Raw genomic sequence first — 15,833 nt, forward strand, 5'->3', positions numbered from 1 at the left:
CTCCTGCGATGACAAACTCCTTTCGGGTGAGCAAGGCGAACCATCTGCGCCGCCGCCTTGCTGACCATGCAGCCAGCGCCCTGGCGGTCGCCGCCACGATTATTGTGGTCGCGCCGCTGGTCGCCATTTTTGTCTACCTGCTTTACAAGGGCGCGAGCTCGCTGAATCTCGACTTCTTCACGAAGATCCCCAAGGGACCGGGCGAGACCGGCGGCGGCATGGCGAACGCCATCTGGGGCTCAGCGATTCTGCTCGGTATCGGAAGCCTGTTGGGCGTGCCGATCGGTATCGCCGCGGGTATCTTCCTGGCCGAGTACGGGCGGGGCAGCAAGCTGGCCAATATCGTGCGCTTTACGGCAGACGTGCTGAACGGCGTGCCCTCGATCGTAATGGGTATCTCGGTTTACTCGCTGATCGTGCTGCCGCAGAAGCATTTCTCGGCCTTCGCGGGAGGCGTGGCGCTCGGGATCATGATGATTCCGACGATCACACGAACCACTGAAGAGATGCTGCTGATGGTGCCGCATGCGATTCGCGAAGCGGCGCTGGGACTGGGCGTTCCGAACTGGCGGTCGGTGCTTTCGATCACGCTGCGCACGGCTTCGCCGGGCGTGATCACGGGCTGCATGCTGGCCTTTGCGCGTGTCGCGGGTGAAACGGCTCCGCTGCTCTTTACCGCGCTCGGTAACCAGTTCTGGAGCTCGAGCCTGAATGAGCCAATTGCGGCTTTACCGCTGCAGATTTATACATACGCGATTTCGCCTTATGACGACTGGCACCGGCTGGCGTGGGCGGGAGCGCTGGTGCTGATTCTTCTGATCATGGTTTCTGTTTCTCTGGTGCGTTACGTGACAACGCGCGGTGTATTGAAAGGGGCGAATTAAGTGGGCGTCGGGATCCAGGTAGACAATCTGAATGCCTGGTATGGGTCGAACCATACTCTGCTGGACATTAATCTGCATATTCCGGCAAACCAGGCGACGGCGCTGATCGGCCCTTCGGGTTGCGGCAAGTCGACCTTTGTGCGCTGCCTGAACCGCATGCACGAGACCAACCCCGTGGCCAAGGTGACCGGCTCGGTGCGCATCGGAGAGATCGACATTTATGCCGATGCTTCTCCCGTGGAAATTCGTCGCCGCATCGGTATGGTCTTTCAGAGGCCCAATCCTTTCCCCACGATGTCGATTTACGACAATGTGGCGTCAGGCCTTAAGTTGAATGGCTTCCGCAACCGCCGCGTGACGGACGAAGTGGTAGAGCGCTCCCTGCAGCAGGCGGCGTTGTGGGACGAAGTGAAGAACGACCTCAAGAAAAAGTCGGGAGCGAGCCTGTCCGGCGGCCAGCAGCAACGTCTATGTATTGCGAGGGCGCTGGCGGTCGATCCTGAAGTGCTGCTGATGGACGAGCCGGCTTCAGCGCTCGATCCGGTTTCTACGGCGAAGATCGAAGATCTGATTTTTCAATTGAAGTCGCAGTACACGATCGTGATCGTCACACACAATATGCAGCAGGCCGCGCGCGTCGCAGAACGCACCGGCTTCTTCCTGAGCGGAAAACTTGTCGAGTTTGATTCGACTCACAAGATATTTACAAACCCCGGTGACAAGCGGACGGAAGATTACATCACGGGTAGGTTCGGATAATGAGACTTCGTTTTCAGCGCAGCCTGGATGACCTGAAAGAGAAATTGCTGGTAATGGCCGGCATGGCCGAGCAGTCGATCCAGCGTGCGGTGGAAGCGTATCGCGTCCGCGACCTCTCGGTGTGCGACCTTGTCGATCACGGCGAGCTTGCAATCAACCGGTTCGAACGCGAGATCGACCAGATGGCGCTCGACCTTCTTGCCATGGAACAACCCATGGCCATCGACCTGCGTTTTATCCTCGCCGTCATCAAGATCAATGCCGACCTCGAGCGCGTAGGCGATGCCGCGACCAGCATCAGCGACCGCGTACGGGAGCTCGAAGCATTTCCCGTGGCCGATCTTCCTGTCGACACACCCAAGATGGCTTCGCTCGCCGCGGCCATGGTGCGTAAGGCCTTGCAGGCCTTTATCGAAGCCGATGCGAACATTGCCGAATCCGTGCTGGCAATGGATGACAGCGTGGACAAGCTGAATGAGACGGCCTACTTTACGCTGCTCAACGTCATGAAGACGCAGCCGCACATGACGCCGCAGGCGCTGAGCGCGCTGATGATCTCGCGCAGCCTGGAACGTGTGGCCGATCACGCGACGAACATTGCCGAGGATGTCATCTTCTGGGTGCGTGGTGCCGATGTGCGGCACTACGTGCCGGTGAATCAGCCTCGTCCCGCCTGATCTTTCCCCTGTACCGGCGCTGGAGCGGTGGATGTGCGGTTTGCTCCGGCCGGGCAGGAAGGTGCGGAACCTTCGACTCCGCTTTAGCGGAATCCGCGAAAGAATTCAGCCATGTCTGCCGCCAGCAAGGCCGGTTCCTCAACCGGAGCGAAATGGCCGCCGCGAGGAAAGACCGTCCATCGCTGGATATTGTAGACACGCTCAAGCCACGAGCGCGGCGGATCGCCTTCGGGCACGGTCTGATGCGCAAAAACACCGAATGCCGTGGGTGTGTCGACGGCGACGCGGCCTGCCGGAAAGCAGCGATTATCCCAGTAGTCACGCATGGATGAAGTGATGGTCTGCGTGGCCCAGTAGAGCGTGAAGGTAGCGCAGAGAAAGTCATGCGAGGGCGTGACGTCGCTCCATGAGTGCCACTTCTCGCCGAGATATGCAGCCAGGCCGGCAGGAGAGTCGTTGAGTCCATAGCCGATGGTCTGCGGCTTTGTGGACTGGATGGCGCTGTAGCCGCGCTCTGTGGTATCCCACGCCCGGTTGACGGCAAGGTACTCGGCTTCGCTGGCTGAGAGCTCGGCGTCGTCGACCTCGGGCGTCAGGTCCGATTCGAGAGTGGTGAGATGGATTCCGAAGACGGACGCGGGATGGCCGGCTGCGAGGAGGGTTGTGACCCCGGCGCCGAAGTCGTAGCCTGCCGCGCCGTAGCGGGCATATCCGAGAGCGGACATCAGGCGATGCCAGCGCTCCGCTACAAATCGATAGTTGATGCCGGTTCGGGCGGGACGGGGCGAAAATCCATAACCGGGAAGGGAAGGAATTACCACGTCAAACTCGTCGAGCATGGGTAAGAGGCCGAGATAATCGAGGAAGCTTCCTGGCCAGCCATGCGTAAGCAGAAGCGGCATCCCATGGCCGGAGGCTGCGCGCCGGTGCACGAAGTGGATGCCCTCCCAGCTGAAGTGGTCGAGCGCGTTCAGCCTCTGTTCCCAGCCGCGCCAGTCAAACTCTGCGGCCCAGTAGGCGACGAGGGATTGTATCCAGGCGGGATCGGTCCCTTGTTTCCAGCCGATGCCGGGAACGTGATCCGGCCATCGGGTATGGTGAAGCCGCAAACGAAGGTCTTCAAGGACTGTTTCCGGCAGGTGAATATTCAGCTTCTGCATCTCACCTCCCTGATACGGGGAGCACCGGCAGGCGATTTGGCGGCTGATTCCATTCCGAGGAGTTCTTTCCTGCTCCGGCCGTGTTTTGCCCGCGGTTGGCTGACTTTTTGCAACCTCATATAGACGCGGCACATCCAGTTACATACGGTATCTGAAACTAAAGCCTGGGGTGTCGTTTTCGGATGGATCATTCTGCATGGAAGCCGAAGGCGAATCCCTGGCTGATTGCTGCAACGGTTGCACTGGCTGCGTTCATGGAGGTGCTGGACACCTCGATTGCGAACGTGGCGCTTCCACACATCGCCGGTGATCTTGGCGCCAGCCAGGACCAGGGAACCTGGGTGTTGACCAGCTACCTGGTGGCGAATGCGATCGTGCTGCCAGCGGGCGCCTGGGCGTCGAGCGTAATCGGCCGGCGCAACTTCTTTCTCTCCTGCATCGCCATTTTCACCGTATCGAGTTTTCTTTGCGGCATTGCTCCCTCGCTTCCTATCCTGCTGCTCTCGCGTGTACTACAGGGCACGGGCGGCGGTGGCCTGCAGCCGATGGCGCAGGCGATCATGGCGGACAGCTTCGATGAGAAGCGGCGCGGACAGGCTTTCGCGCTCTATGGCCTGGTGGCGGTGCTGGCTCCGTCGATTGGACCGACGCTGGGCGGCTGGATCACGGACAATTACTCATGGCGATGGATCTTCTATATCAACATCCCGGTGGGTATCCTTGCGTTCCTGCTGGTGACGAGGCTGGTCGAGGATCCGCCGTGGATCGCGCCTTCGCGCAAGAACCTGAGAAACCTCGATTACGTGGGCCTCGGCTTTCTTACCCTTGCCATGGGCGGCATGCAGATATTTCTCGATAAGGGCCAGGAGAAGGACTGGTTCGGTTCGGATTTCATCCGCGTCTTTGCAGCGTGCTTTGCCCTGGGCATGATCGGGCTGATCTGGTGGGAGTTCAAGGTCAAGAACCCCATCATGAACCTGCGGCTCTTCAGGTACAAAAACTTCGCGATCTGTTGCCTGCTTATGCTGCTGGTGGGCGGCGTGCTGAATGCTGCCACGGTGCTGCAGCCGCAGTTCATGCAATCGCTGCTGGGGTACACGGCTACGATCGCCGGGGAGGCGCTGACGGGTGGAGGCATCGCGCTGATTATCGTGATGCCGCTGGCAGGCGCAGCCGTGGGAAGGTTCGCAGCCCGCAACCTGGTGATGATCGGGTTTGCCTTCTTCGCCTTCAGTTTTTACTACTCTTCGACGCACGTTACGCCGAACATGTCGTTTTGGGACAATACCATCCTGCGTATCATGCAGGTGCTGCCCATTCCGTTTGCCTTCATCTCGATTACGAACGCGGCATACGTAGGCCTGCCGCGCGAGGCGTCGAACCAGGTGTCGGGCATCATCAACTTCGTACGTAACGTGGGCGGCTCGATCCTGATCGCACTCACCGGGGCGGGGGTGGTGCAGCGATCCGCCTTCCACGCCTCCCGGTTGCAGAACTTTATGCAGCCGAACAGCCCGGGATACGCGGCTCAGCTGAGCGCTTCTACCAGCTTTTTCCAGGGAGTGGTAAACAGCAAGGCGGATGCCGGCGCCATGGCCCAGGCCAACATCTACAACCAGCTGAATCAGCAGGCAGCGGTCCTGGCTTACCAGGATATCTACCGCGTGTTGTGCTGGGTGTCAGTCTGCCTGGTTCTTTTCGGCCTGCTGCTGAGTAAGAACAGGCCCGGACAGGGAGCTCCAAAGGGAGAAGCCGTCCACTAAGTCGTCGATTAGCTCTCCGGTAACCTGCGATGTTACCGAAGCTCCGCACTTATTCTCCTTCATGGATTGACGCATCGTACATAGTGCGAATGTCGGAGACTTCACAACAGGCATTATGGCCGGCTGGCGGAGGCGCCTGCGGGCAGGCGATCAGGGAAAAGGACTGGTCAGGGCACCCGCTCGGGCCATTGGGCGCGTGGCCGGACATCCTGCGGTCCGTGGTCGATGCGATCCTGGCCAGCCGCTTCCCCATGATCGTGCTGTGGCGGCGGGAACTCTTCCAGATCTATAACGACGGCTATGCCGCGATCATGGGGGAGCGGCACCCGGCAGGCATGGGGCAGTCGACGGGGGAGTGCTGGCCGGAGGCATGGGAGGCTCTCCGCGAGATCTATGCTCGCGTCTTTACGGGAGAGACGGTCGACCTTCGCAGCTATTACCTTCCTCTTCTGCGCCATGGAGTGCTTGAGGATTACTACTTCGACCTGTCCTACAGCCCTATCCACTCGGCAGATGGCGAGATCGTCGGCATCCTGGTTCCAGTTATCGATGTGACCGATCAGAAGAAGGCGGAGCGTGAGTTACAGCTGAGCAATCGCCGGCTGAATGCGCTGGTGGCGGCAACGTCCTATTCCACGTACAGCATGAACGCCGACTGGACCGAGATGAAGCAGATGGAGGGGTCCAGCTTTCTCGCCAGGACGGCGCGGAACAACCGCAACTGGCTCCTTGAGTATGTTCATCCCGACGATCAGGAGCTGGTGAGGCAGGCGGTCGCCAGGGCGATTGCCTCAGAGACCATGTTTGAACTGGAGCATCGTGTCTGGATGGCCGATGGCTCAGTTGGCTGGACGGAGTCGCGCGCGGTGCCGGTCCGCGACGAGCAGGGCAAGGTGATTGAGTGGTTTGGAGCGGCCAGCGACATCACGGCGAGAAAACTCTCGGAGCGGGCTTTGCTCGAGAATGAAAAGCTCGCGGTGGTGGGCAGGCTGGCAAGCTCGATTGCGCATGAGATCAACAATCCGCTGGAGGCAGTAACGAACCTGCTATACCTGGCGCAGTTAACCGTGACCGATGAAGAGACCCGCGAGCATCTGCGGCTGGCAAACGCGGAGCTGGAACGCGTAAGTCACATCGCCGCCGCTACGTTACGCTTTCACAGGCAGAGCCGGACGCCCAGCCTGGTCAACCTGAACGAGGTAGTCGATTCAGTACTGACGCTGCATCAGGGCCGGCTCAGGTCCAACCATGTGAAGGTGGAGAAACGCTACGGGAGAAACGTGTTCATCATCTGCTGGCCAAATGAGATTCGGCAGGTCGTAGCGAACGTGGTTTCGAATGCAATCGACGCGATGAAGGTTGTGCCGCGGCCGAAGCTGACCGTGAGAACGCGCTCGATCGGCCAGGAGAACAGTGCGGGTGCGGTCGTTCTCATCAGCGATACGGGAACAGGCATGTCCACGGGGACGATGCGGCGTATCTACGATCCTTTCTTCACAACGAAAGAGACGTCCGGGACGGGGCTGGGCCTGTGGGTTTCAAAGAACATTATGGAACGGCACGGCGGCAGCATTCGCGTACGCAGTACGCAACGCGCGGGTTGTGAAGGGACCATCTTCGGGCTCTCGTTTCTGAAGATGCCGGTCCTCGAAAATGCAACAGGGGATCCGGACACGGACTAGCTGCGCTACGCCAGCTGCTTGCGCATGAAGACGGTGGCCTGCGGGTTGTCGTTGTATCGCTCGCAGCGTTGATATCCCCGGCGCTCGTAGAGTGCAATGGCCGTCTTCAGCCCGTCGTGCGTGTCGAGATACATCCACTGCATGCCCAGGCGGAGTGCCTGCTCTTCAAGAGCGTCGAGCAGAAGATCGGCGACGTCGTGTCCGCGCGCGGATGGCTTCACGTAGAGGCGCTTGCACTCTCCTGCTTCGGGGATCGAAGGCAGATCCTTGAGGACGACGCACCCGACTGCTTCTGAACCTGCGAATGCGAGCCATACTCCGGAGCGGCTGCCGTGAATGAGCTTATGTAGCGCTCCTGGTTCGTCGCGCTGGATCACGTCGACTGCTTCGTAGTATTCCTCGAGGATTTGTTGCGCGGCTTCTGTTGGCGCGGTGAGCCGCTCGATGCGGATACGTTCGTGTGGCAATGCAAAAATCCTGCTGCGCTCTTAGCCCTGGTACTTCCAGTTGCGCTGTTTGCCTTCGGCGATCCACTCGACTGCCTGGGCGATTCTCTTGTCGCGTGTCTCTTCGCGCTTGGCCTCGGTGATCCACTCCATATATTCGCGACGATGAGAGGGGCTGAAGCCATCGTATGTCTTCTGCGCTGCTTTGTTCTTCTTGAGAGCGTTCAGAAACTCTGCTGGTGGGGCGATCTCTGCCTTGGGCGGTTTGACGGAGCGCATTGCCTTCAGCGGATTGTTCAATCCTTCGGTGAGGTCCTTTGCTGCCTGCTGGAGAAGCCGCGCGATCTCCTTCGCGGTCGGCAGATCTTTAACGGAAGTGATGCGTCCAAAGGTTCCCATCGCCTCCGACGAATCGCGGCCGGTGGCCTTGATGGCCGATGCAACCTCAGTGTTCCAGATGCCAAAGGTGCAGTGCGCTTTGAATGCCGAGAGATTGCAGAGAATCTTGCCGTTGTAGAGGAAAAACGGGCGTGACCACTTGATCTCTTCAGTGACCTGCGGCACGGCCTTGTGAATGACTTCGCGCAGGTGTTGGAGAATCGGCTGCGCAAAAGGTGCGGACTTCTCGATATAGGCATCGATGCGCGGGTCGCGGTTGAAGGTGTCGTTGGCTGCCATGGCGTGACGCGTCCATCATAGCTCCGATGGCGGTCTGCAGGAAATTGCAGATGACGGGCAGAGAAAACCGGCCTACCATGCTGGCCATGGAAAGCTTTGCCGCGAAACAGTCATCGAGGCGGCCGTCGCGCGCGGCTGGCGACGTTGCGCGAAGAACGAAGGCAGAGCCTGCGCGCGTCCCGGGGCTTGTGCTCCCGCCGGGCCGCATTCCTGTGCATGCAAACGATGCTTTCAATGCCGGTGGCATGCGGCTGCAGCGCAAGCTGGCCGTGGGCGCGGTGAACGATCCGCTGGAAAGCGAGGCGGACGCGGTAGCGGATCGCGTGATGCGCGGAGTTCCAGTAGCGGCAGCGCAGGGCGCAGGTGTGCAGATGCTGCAACGGTGTGCTTGCGGTGGCGATGCAGGTCACGAATGCGACAGCTGCAAAAAGAATCGTGAAGACAAGCTGCAACGGAAGGCGGGCAGCGGCGGGTTGGTGCATGAGGCTCCGGACAGCGTGCATACGGCGCTGCGTTCGCCGGGCAGTCCGCTAGACGAGTCAACGCAGAGTTGGATGGGGGCGCGTTTCGGCCTCGACTTTCGCCACGTGCGGATTCACGCCGATGCAGCGGCCGCGGAGTCGGCGCGAGCAGTCAACGCGCTGGCCTACACGGTGGGGCGGGATATTGTTTTCGACAGCGGGCAGTACCGGCCGCAGAGCCATGAAGGACGGCGATTGCTGGCCCATGAGCTTTCGCACGTGGTGCAGCAGCAGGGTGGGCTGTTGCCGCGGGTGCAACGCGCCTGCCGTTCGGCGGCAGCGTGCGGCCTCGCGAGCGCGGGAAATGCCGCGGCATTCGGTCGCTCAGTCGAAGCGGAGAGCGAAGCACTCGCCGTCGCAAGCGGAGGCGTGGCCGTTGCGGGAGGACACGCCGATTGTAAGAAGCCGCGCCACGGAGACAGGGCAACCAACTTTGAAAAACTGGCGCTTACATCGGGACTTGGCGTGACGATGGATCCGGGCATCGAGGGCTTCTTTCTCAACGCGTGCCTTTCGCCGCGCGACGGTGCGAACAACTCCGCCTGTTCGGATTTCCCCGGCGGAGCACCGGCGGGAACGAATCCTGCGAAGCAATGCGTGCAGATTCATACGACGGACGAAGACATGGCGACAGCGTTGCTTGCGAAACCCAAGCCTCTCGCGTTTGGGGATCTGAAGAACTTTCTATGGATCGCAGGAACGATCAAGCACGAGTCACAGCATCTCAGCTTCGATTCCCGCGCTGGCACGGTTGTGCCCGCGGCTCCTGATTGCAACATCAACACGCCGGTTCCAAACGCGGGAGGAGCGCCGGTGGAATCGCTGTTGAGTGAGATCGCCGCAGAGACATCGGAGTTTGATGTCTACTTCAGGAACAGGAAGGCGAATCCTGGGAGGGGCAGCTCCCTCGCGACGGAGACTGAACTGCATGATGTGGCCACACGTGGCGGTGAAAATATTCTGGGCAACATCAAGGATATTCAGTGCGTCTGCAATTGCGATACGACAGCGAAGTTTGTAGAAGAGGTCTTCAACGATACGAGCAGCGCCTGGACACCCGATGAGAAGGCCGAATTCAAGAAAGCGATGACCGGTTTTCTGCCGAGCTTCTGGCCGAAATCGCTGCATCAGAGCTAATCGTATTGCCACCAGTCGAACTTCGCGATGCGCGGATAATAGAGGCCCAGGCGAATCGGTGCGGATGGCCCCTCGATCTGGCGCAGGATGCCCGCATAGCCCCTCAGCTGAGGCGAGTAGTACTGTCGCTGACGCAGGAGAAAGTCTTCCAGCGCCTCACCGGCGGGCGTGCTCATCTTGTAGTCGATGATCCAGAGATGATCCTCTCCTGCCTGGCCAGGTTCAGCGCCTGCGCGGAAGAGGCGATCGGCGCGCAGGGTCTTGAGTCCATTTTCGAGCCAGCCCGTCCATGAGATTTCCGATTGTGCGTCCTTGTGTGCGGCCAGAATCCATTGGCCTGTCGTGTCCGCGGAACAGAGTGTTACCGCATCGACAACTTCTTTTACTGCTTCTTCGAGTGCGCGTCCACTGAGGGCGCTGCGGCGCAGGAGGTTACGGGCCTGTGCGGGAACCGGCAGACTGCGCGCGCCGTTCGCCAGCTGATCGAAGATCGCGTGTACGGCATTGCCGACAGCGCGGGCGCGGCGAGAGCCTTCAGGACGCTTGAATGCAGGCCCGGCAATTTCTGTAACAGCGGTGGTGGCTTGTTGTGGTTCGGCTTCAACGGTAGCAGGCGCGGGCAGGCGATGAAGGGTGAGTTTGCCGGACTCGACCGTGGCCGCAAGTTCGATGCTCTCTGCCGCGGAAGGCTCTGGAAAGGGAAGCAGGTTGCTCTCGGCCTCGTCCTCTGATCGGCCTTCGAAGGCGGCCACGAACCTGTCTTCAAAGGCCGGCCACGCGATGGCGAGGAGGCTGCGCGAGTGTTCGGCACGGATGCCTTCTTTACCGGCGACCGCCGCCCCCAGCAGGTGAAGCTCGCGGCGCGCGCGTGTGCAGGCGACGTAGAGCAGGCGCTTCGACTCTTCGTCGAGCCGCTGCTGGCGCTGCTTCTGAATCCATTGATAGGTCGGATGAGTGCTGCTGCCGCGTGTGCTGATCGGCGCCAACAGCATCTCCGACCGGCCTCCGGGCGCGCAGCGCTCAAGCGATGTGAGCAGGGGTGAGCCGTCCATGGCGGGCTTGCGGTCGAGGCCTGGAACGATAACAACTTCGAAGCCGAGCCCCTTGGACTTGTGAATGGTCATCAGCTGCACACCGGCGCGTTCGCTGACGGAGGGGTCCGGGTGTGCATAGAGGGTGTTGAATGCGGCGGCGAAATCTTCTGTGAGAGCGGCCATGCCGTCGGGCGCGACCTCATCGAGCATGGAGAAGAAGACCTGTACGTTTTCATGCGCGATGGTGTCCAGGCACTCGGGGCCGCCAAGGGTGCGCCATGTACGCTCGATCCATGTAGAGAAGGACGAGGCGTGTGGGCCATGGAAGCGGGTTGCAAGCGCCTGTTTCAGAACCTTGACCGTCCGTTGAGCGCGCGTTGCGGAATCGTCATCGAGCAGGGAGATGTTCTGCTCGATCAACTCAAGCATGGGGCGCCGTCTTGCGGCGCGGTTGTCTCCGCCGCTGAGCGCGTGCAGGGCATGCAGCGGCAGCCCGCACCACGGTGCACGCAACACGGCGAGCCATGCCACGCGATCCATCGGATGCAGCAAGGCGCGGGTGAGCGAGAGCAGGTCCTGCAGCTCCTGCCGCTCGGTAAGGGTTTCGATTTCGACGGCGCGGAAGGGAATGCCGCGTTGGCGCAGGAGGCGAATGATCTTCGCAAGATGCTGACGAGCACGCACGAGCACAGCGACGCGATATTCGCTTCCGGATGCGAGCGCCTGTGCGATGACGGGCAGGTGGTCTTCGATAATGCTTGCGACCTGCTGCGCTTCGCCTTCACGCGCGTCATTTTTCTCCTGCTCAGCAGCAGCATTCTCGGCGCTGCCAAGCACCTGCGGGTACACCTGAACCGCTTCGATGGGCAAGGCTTCTTCCGCGGCATACGAGGCCTCGAAGGCGACGGATGCTGCATTGACGTTCCGAGAGAAGATGGTTTCGAAGATGCTGTTCCAATGATCGGTGAGCCCGCTGTGCGAGCGGAAGTTTGTGGTCAGCCGCAGCTGTTCGCACTCGAGAAGAAAGTCCTCGGAGCCGATGCCATTTTGTTCGACTTCCGTGAAGAGTTCTACTTCGGCCTGCCGGAACATGTAGATCGACTGCATGGGATCGCCGACAAGAAAGCCTGTGCGTGCGTCACCCGCATCCCATGCGCGGATCAGCTGCCGGATGAGGTCGTGCTGCGAGCGCGAGGTGTCCTGGAACTCATCGACCAGCAGGTGGCGGATGTTGCCGCTGATGAGGAGCAGCGCGTCGGGGTCGGCGTCTTTGAGAACCTGCCGCGCGGCGAGTCCGACTTCGACAAAGTCTACCTCGTTACGCTCAGCGAACAGCACGCGGAGATGAGCGATCGCGTAACGCAGCGTGGCGAAGAAGTGACGGATTGTCTCCCACTGTTCCTCTGTGTAGCCGGGCAACGGCAGAGACTCGAAGCTACAGAGCACTTCGCGCAGACCGTCGATGCGGCCGAGCTCTTCGAGAAGCTTGCCCATGGCCTGCTTCTTTGTCTTTTGCTCAGCGGGGAAGCCGTGATTCTTGTTGATGCCGCCAGGCTTGCGCCACTCGCCTTCGCTGGTCAGCAGGAAATGCGCAACGCACTTCCAGTGCTCGACGCTCATGCTGCCGGGCGAAGGCACGGTGAAGATGCCGGTGAGTCCGGCGAGCCTGTCATTGCCGTTATCGCAGGCGAAGTTTGCCAGCTCGAAAAGGGTATTAGCAAGCAGCGGCTGCGAGCTGAGATAGCCGTGAGCGATCGAACAGACCTTCTTCACCTCATCGCGAAAGGGTTGTTCGAGTTCGTGACGCAGGTCGTCGTTCAGCTCGGCGGTAAGAAGGCTCCCCCACTGGTCGCGACGCGCGAGCATGCCGGTGACGAGGCGCTCGCAATCGGCAAGATTGTTGTCGCGCATGGCGAGCATGTGCGACACGGATTCAGCTGCGGGCGTGTTGCTGCCAAGCATGGCGAGCGTGCGACGTGCGGCGAGGGCGTAGAGCGGTGCCGCGTGTTCGGTCGGAGTGAGCCGTCCACCCATGCGCGAGAGCAGCGGCTGGCCGTGCGCGATGCGCAGGCAGAGCGAATCGATGGTCTCGACATTCAAGCGATGCGGCTGTTCGAGCAGCCGCCATCCGCGCTCGGCAGAGTGGGCCAGCGCGGCGCGCGCGAGGGTGATGGTCTGGCCTTCATCGATGGACGGCTCGGTGCGCGCGGCGGCCTCAAGCTGCTTCAGGATGCGGGCGCGCATCTCTGCCGTTGCTGCGCGCGTGAAGGTGATGGCGAGAATCTCTTCCGGCTCATCGACGATGGCGAGCAGGCGCAGGAAGCGGCTGGTAAGCAGAGCCGTCTTACCCGAGCCTGCGGGTGCGCGCACGATAAAGTTGCGCGATGGATCGAGAGCTTCTTCGCGTTGCTTGAGGTCGCGGATCGGTTCAGGCATCGGCTTCCTCCAAAAGATCGACTTCGCCAGCTTCGGCAGGCTCGCCGCTTAGCTCGGCAATGCGGCAGAGCGATGGCAGTGCGCAGTAGCGGCAGGTGCTGCGCCCGTTCTTGGGTGCGACGCGCGCCTCGCCGTGAAGAAACTCGTCCGCGAGCGAGAGCAGTGCGCTGGTCCAGCCTTCATGCATGGCGTGCGTGTAAGGCTCTTTAACCAGGCCGCTGCGTGGAGTCAGCGAGGCATTGAGCTGTTCTTTCGCGTTGGCGATGTTGCCGCTGAACTTGCTGTCCCCGGTGCGGATCTGCGCGAAGAGCGCACCGATCACACGTTCGACGTTGCCGAAGACGGCGTAGAGCGGCAGCTGTGGTTCGTCGGGGCGTTCGCTCTTCCACGCGGAAGGCGATACGAGTCCGGTCTTGTAGTCGATGAGCAGGTGCCCGTCGCCGACGCGGTCGATGCGGTCGGCGCGAAGGCGCAGGTTGAGTCCGCCGACGTTTACATTGCGCAGGTCCTGTTCAGTTGCTTCGACCTCGAATGGTTGTCGTTCGGCCTCCCCGCGCAGCCATTCGCCCAGCAGCGTATGCAGGCGATTCTTCTCAAGAGCGAGATAAGCATCAGACCATTCGTCGTGCGGCTTTTCTTCAGCGAAGGCATTCTTGATGGCTTCATCGAGGAAGATATCGAGTTCGCCTTCGCGGATGGTCGTCACGAGCGCGTCATGTGTAGCGAGACCATCTTTTGCAGGCGACCACACGTACTCGAGCACGGCGTGGAGCAGGCTGCCGCGGCGTGCGGGCGTCAGTCCCCAGTCGGTGCGGTTGAGCGGCTCTGCTCCGAGGCGGATGTTTGCGAAGGCGCGAAAGGGGCATGCTGCCTGATCGCGAATGACCTCGGAGCCTCCGGCACTTTGCTCGATCGGCCAGGGAATGGCGGCCGAGCCTTCGGTGACGGTTTCGAGTTTCGGCTTGATGCGCTCCGGCTTTTCTTCGGGCTGCTTCTGCCACTCTCCGGTGCGATCCAGCAGTGGCGAGGGCCGCTGTTCGCCGTCGGCGTTGAGCTCGCCGTAGCTCACAAAGACGACCGGAGCGCTGCCCAGGATGCGGGCGGTGACGATCCCGGCATACTCGAGGTCAGCTTCGGGTGAGGCATAGGGCATGCGCTGGCGGCGCTGCAATTCTCCAGGCAGAAGTGGATGCATGCTGCCGCGTGCCGGCCACTTCTGATCGTCTGCCCCGAGAAACCACAAGGCATCGAAGTGCTGCCCCGAGGCTTCGAGCGCACCCATCACCTGTATTGGCGCACCAAGTGATTCGGGCGCGAAGATGGTCTCGCGGGCCTGTTCGCCGAGGATGAAGAGGAAGTCGCGGTAACTGATTCTTGCGCCGTCGAAGTCCAGTAGCGCAACTTCGTTCAGAAGCCGCTCCCACGCGGTCTGTGCCTGGTAGAAGAGCGAATCGTTCTGCGCGTTTCCGGGCCAGCCTGCGCGATCGAGCAGCGGCTGCACCAGGTCGGCCCACGTGCCTGCGGTGCGCTCGTCGTTGAAGCGGGCGGCGGAGTCGAGTGCTGATTTTAGTGCATCCTGTGTCGCGACAGGCAGCCGGTTGCGGCGCAGCAGGTCTGCGAGATCGATCTCGATGGAAAGCGAATCGGCGTTGCGCAGAGATGCGTCAAAGACGGCGTGGGGCAGGTAGTCGGCCTGCTTGCCGAGGAAGCCCGAGAGCAGCAGCCATGTGACCTCCTCTTCTTCAAGCGGTGAGGTCATCCAACGCAGCAGTAAGAGCGCGGCGCGGATCAGCGGCACGTCGCCAAGCGGTTGGCCGAGCGAGAACTCCCACGGTAGCGGTTGTGTGACGAAGAGACTGTCACTTGCAGGTGCGAGTATGCGGCGGAAGATCCGATCAACGACCGGGCGAACCGCGCCGACATCCGGTACGATGACGCCGAGCCGCGCAGCAGGATTCTGCACGAGTTGCTGTTTAAGAAAACGAGCACAGGCGTTTGCTTCCTGCGCGAGATCGGTAGCGCAGATGTGCTCGGCTTCCGTGGCTTCCGGCAGCGAAGCGTAGACGATCCTTGTGCCGCGTGAATGAATCGCTTCGAGCAGGCCTTGATCCGCAGGAGCCATCCGTTCGAAGCCGGCGAGCACAATTTCTGCGGGCAGTGGTACGGAGAGCGATGCAGCGAGCCTTAGCGGCAGATGCGAGGCGCTCAGCCAGTTCTGACGCGAACATTCGCGGTCGAAGTTTTCCGCCCAGACGCGGAAGTGGTCGGCATCTGTCTTGCCCCATGGATAGCGGCGCTCGTCGTGCGCGTCGTAATCAGAGAGCAGTGCATAGGCAGACTGGGCAAGTGCGGCCATACTCTCCGGCGAGACAAGCTGCCCGGCATCGGCGCGCAGCATGCGCAGCCATACGCGGCGTTCCTGGAGCGGTGTGAGGACGAGCGGCGGATCGGCTTCGAGGGCAGATTGCTGCTGCCACAAGCCTGCGACGAAGGCGTCCCATGACTCGATTGCCGGAGATGCGAAGACAGCGCGCCCGGCCTCGCGCTGGCGCACGGCATACTCGCGGCGCAGCCAGTGCGCGGCGCGTACGTTCGCGGTGAGGATGGCCGCGCCGGATGCAAAAGCCGATTCGATTTCGTGAGGAAGCTGCATCGA

Annotated in this window: 11 protein-coding genes; 6 read left to right on the forward strand and 5 right to left on the reverse strand. The window is 61.2% G+C overall.

The features are described 5' to 3' along the window. Positions 1-8 precede the first annotated feature (8 nt). The 3 genes from pstA to phoU are packed head-to-tail and all read left to right on the forward strand — an operon-like array spanning position 9 to position 2,320. Positions 9-884 (forward strand): phosphate ABC transporter permease PstA, encoded by an 876-nt coding sequence (pstA, locus tag LJD29_RS17140; protein ID WP_446742781.1) that lies wholly within the window; start codon positions 9-11, stop codon positions 882-884. Beyond that, positions 885-1,643 carry a phosphate ABC transporter ATP-binding protein PstB gene (gene pstB, locus LJD29_RS17145; protein WP_446742782.1) on the forward strand — a complete coding sequence of 253 codons (759 nt, stop codon included), beginning with the start codon at positions 885-887 and terminating at the stop codon, positions 1,641-1,643. Then, positions 1,643-2,320 (forward strand): phosphate signaling complex protein PhoU, encoded by a 678-nt coding sequence (gene phoU, locus LJD29_RS17150; protein ID WP_446742783.1) that lies wholly within the window; start codon positions 1,643-1,645, stop codon positions 2,318-2,320. Before pstB ends, phoU begins: the two co-directional genes overlap by 1 nt. A gap of 83 nt (positions 2,321-2,403) precedes the next feature. On the opposite strand, the gene LJD29_RS17155 is transcribed toward phoU, so the two are convergent. Next, entirely contained in the window at positions 2,404-3,480 is a 1,077-nt protein-coding gene (locus LJD29_RS17155; RefSeq protein WP_446742784.1) for an epoxide hydrolase family protein, read from the reverse strand. A 182-nt stretch (positions 3,481-3,662) separates the two neighbouring features. On the opposite strand from LJD29_RS17155, the gene LJD29_RS17160 reads away from it, so the two are divergent. Continuing rightward, positions 3,663-5,243: a DHA2 family efflux MFS transporter permease subunit gene (locus tag LJD29_RS17160; protein ID WP_446742785.1), complete on the forward strand. Its 1,581-nt coding sequence runs from the start codon at positions 3,663-3,665 to the stop codon at positions 5,241-5,243. Between the two features lie 89 nt (positions 5,244-5,332). Then, a complete protein-coding gene (locus LJD29_RS17165) occupies positions 5,333-6,925 on the forward strand; it encodes a PAS domain-containing protein (RefSeq protein ID WP_446742786.1) in 1,593 nt (530 codons plus the stop codon). Positions 6,926-6,930: 5 nt separating this feature from the next. On the opposite strand, the gene LJD29_RS17170 is transcribed toward LJD29_RS17165, so the two are convergent. Next, positions 6,931-7,392, reverse strand: a complete 462-nt coding sequence (locus LJD29_RS17170) for a GNAT family N-acetyltransferase (RefSeq protein ID WP_446742787.1) — start codon at positions 7,390-7,392, stop codon at positions 6,931-6,933. A 21-nt stretch (positions 7,393-7,413) separates the two neighbouring features. Then, positions 7,414-8,049, reverse strand: coding sequence for a YdeI/OmpD-associated family protein (locus LJD29_RS17175; RefSeq protein WP_446742788.1), 636 nt, complete (start codon positions 8,047-8,049; stop codon positions 7,414-7,416). 50 nt (positions 8,050-8,099) lie between these two features. Between LJD29_RS17175 and LJD29_RS17180 the strand changes: the two genes are divergently transcribed. Further along, positions 8,100-9,707 carry an eCIS core domain-containing protein gene (locus LJD29_RS17180; protein ID WP_446742789.1) on the forward strand — a complete coding sequence of 536 codons (1,608 nt, stop codon included), beginning with the start codon at positions 8,100-8,102 and terminating at the stop codon, positions 9,705-9,707. Here LJD29_RS17180 and LJD29_RS17185 read toward each other — a convergent pair. Both LJD29_RS17185 and LJD29_RS17190 read right to left on the reverse strand, forming a co-directional pair. Continuing rightward, on the reverse strand, positions 9,704-13,177 hold the full coding sequence (locus LJD29_RS17185) for a UvrD-helicase domain-containing protein (RefSeq protein WP_446742790.1): 3,474 nt from the start codon (positions 13,175-13,177) through the stop codon (positions 9,704-9,706). The genes LJD29_RS17180 and LJD29_RS17185 overlap by 4 nt on opposite strands. Continuing rightward, positions 13,170-15,830, reverse strand: a complete 2,661-nt coding sequence (locus LJD29_RS17190) for a PD-(D/E)XK nuclease family protein (protein ID WP_446742791.1) — start codon at positions 15,828-15,830, stop codon at positions 13,170-13,172. The genes LJD29_RS17185 and LJD29_RS17190 overlap by 8 nt, the downstream gene beginning before the upstream one ends. Positions 15,831-15,833 lie beyond the last annotated feature (3 nt).

It is taken from the genome of Silvibacterium acidisoli, from assembly GCA_022870745.1.
In the GTDB taxonomy this organism is placed as follows: domain Bacteria; phylum Acidobacteriota; class Terriglobia; order Terriglobales; family Acidobacteriaceae; genus Silvibacterium.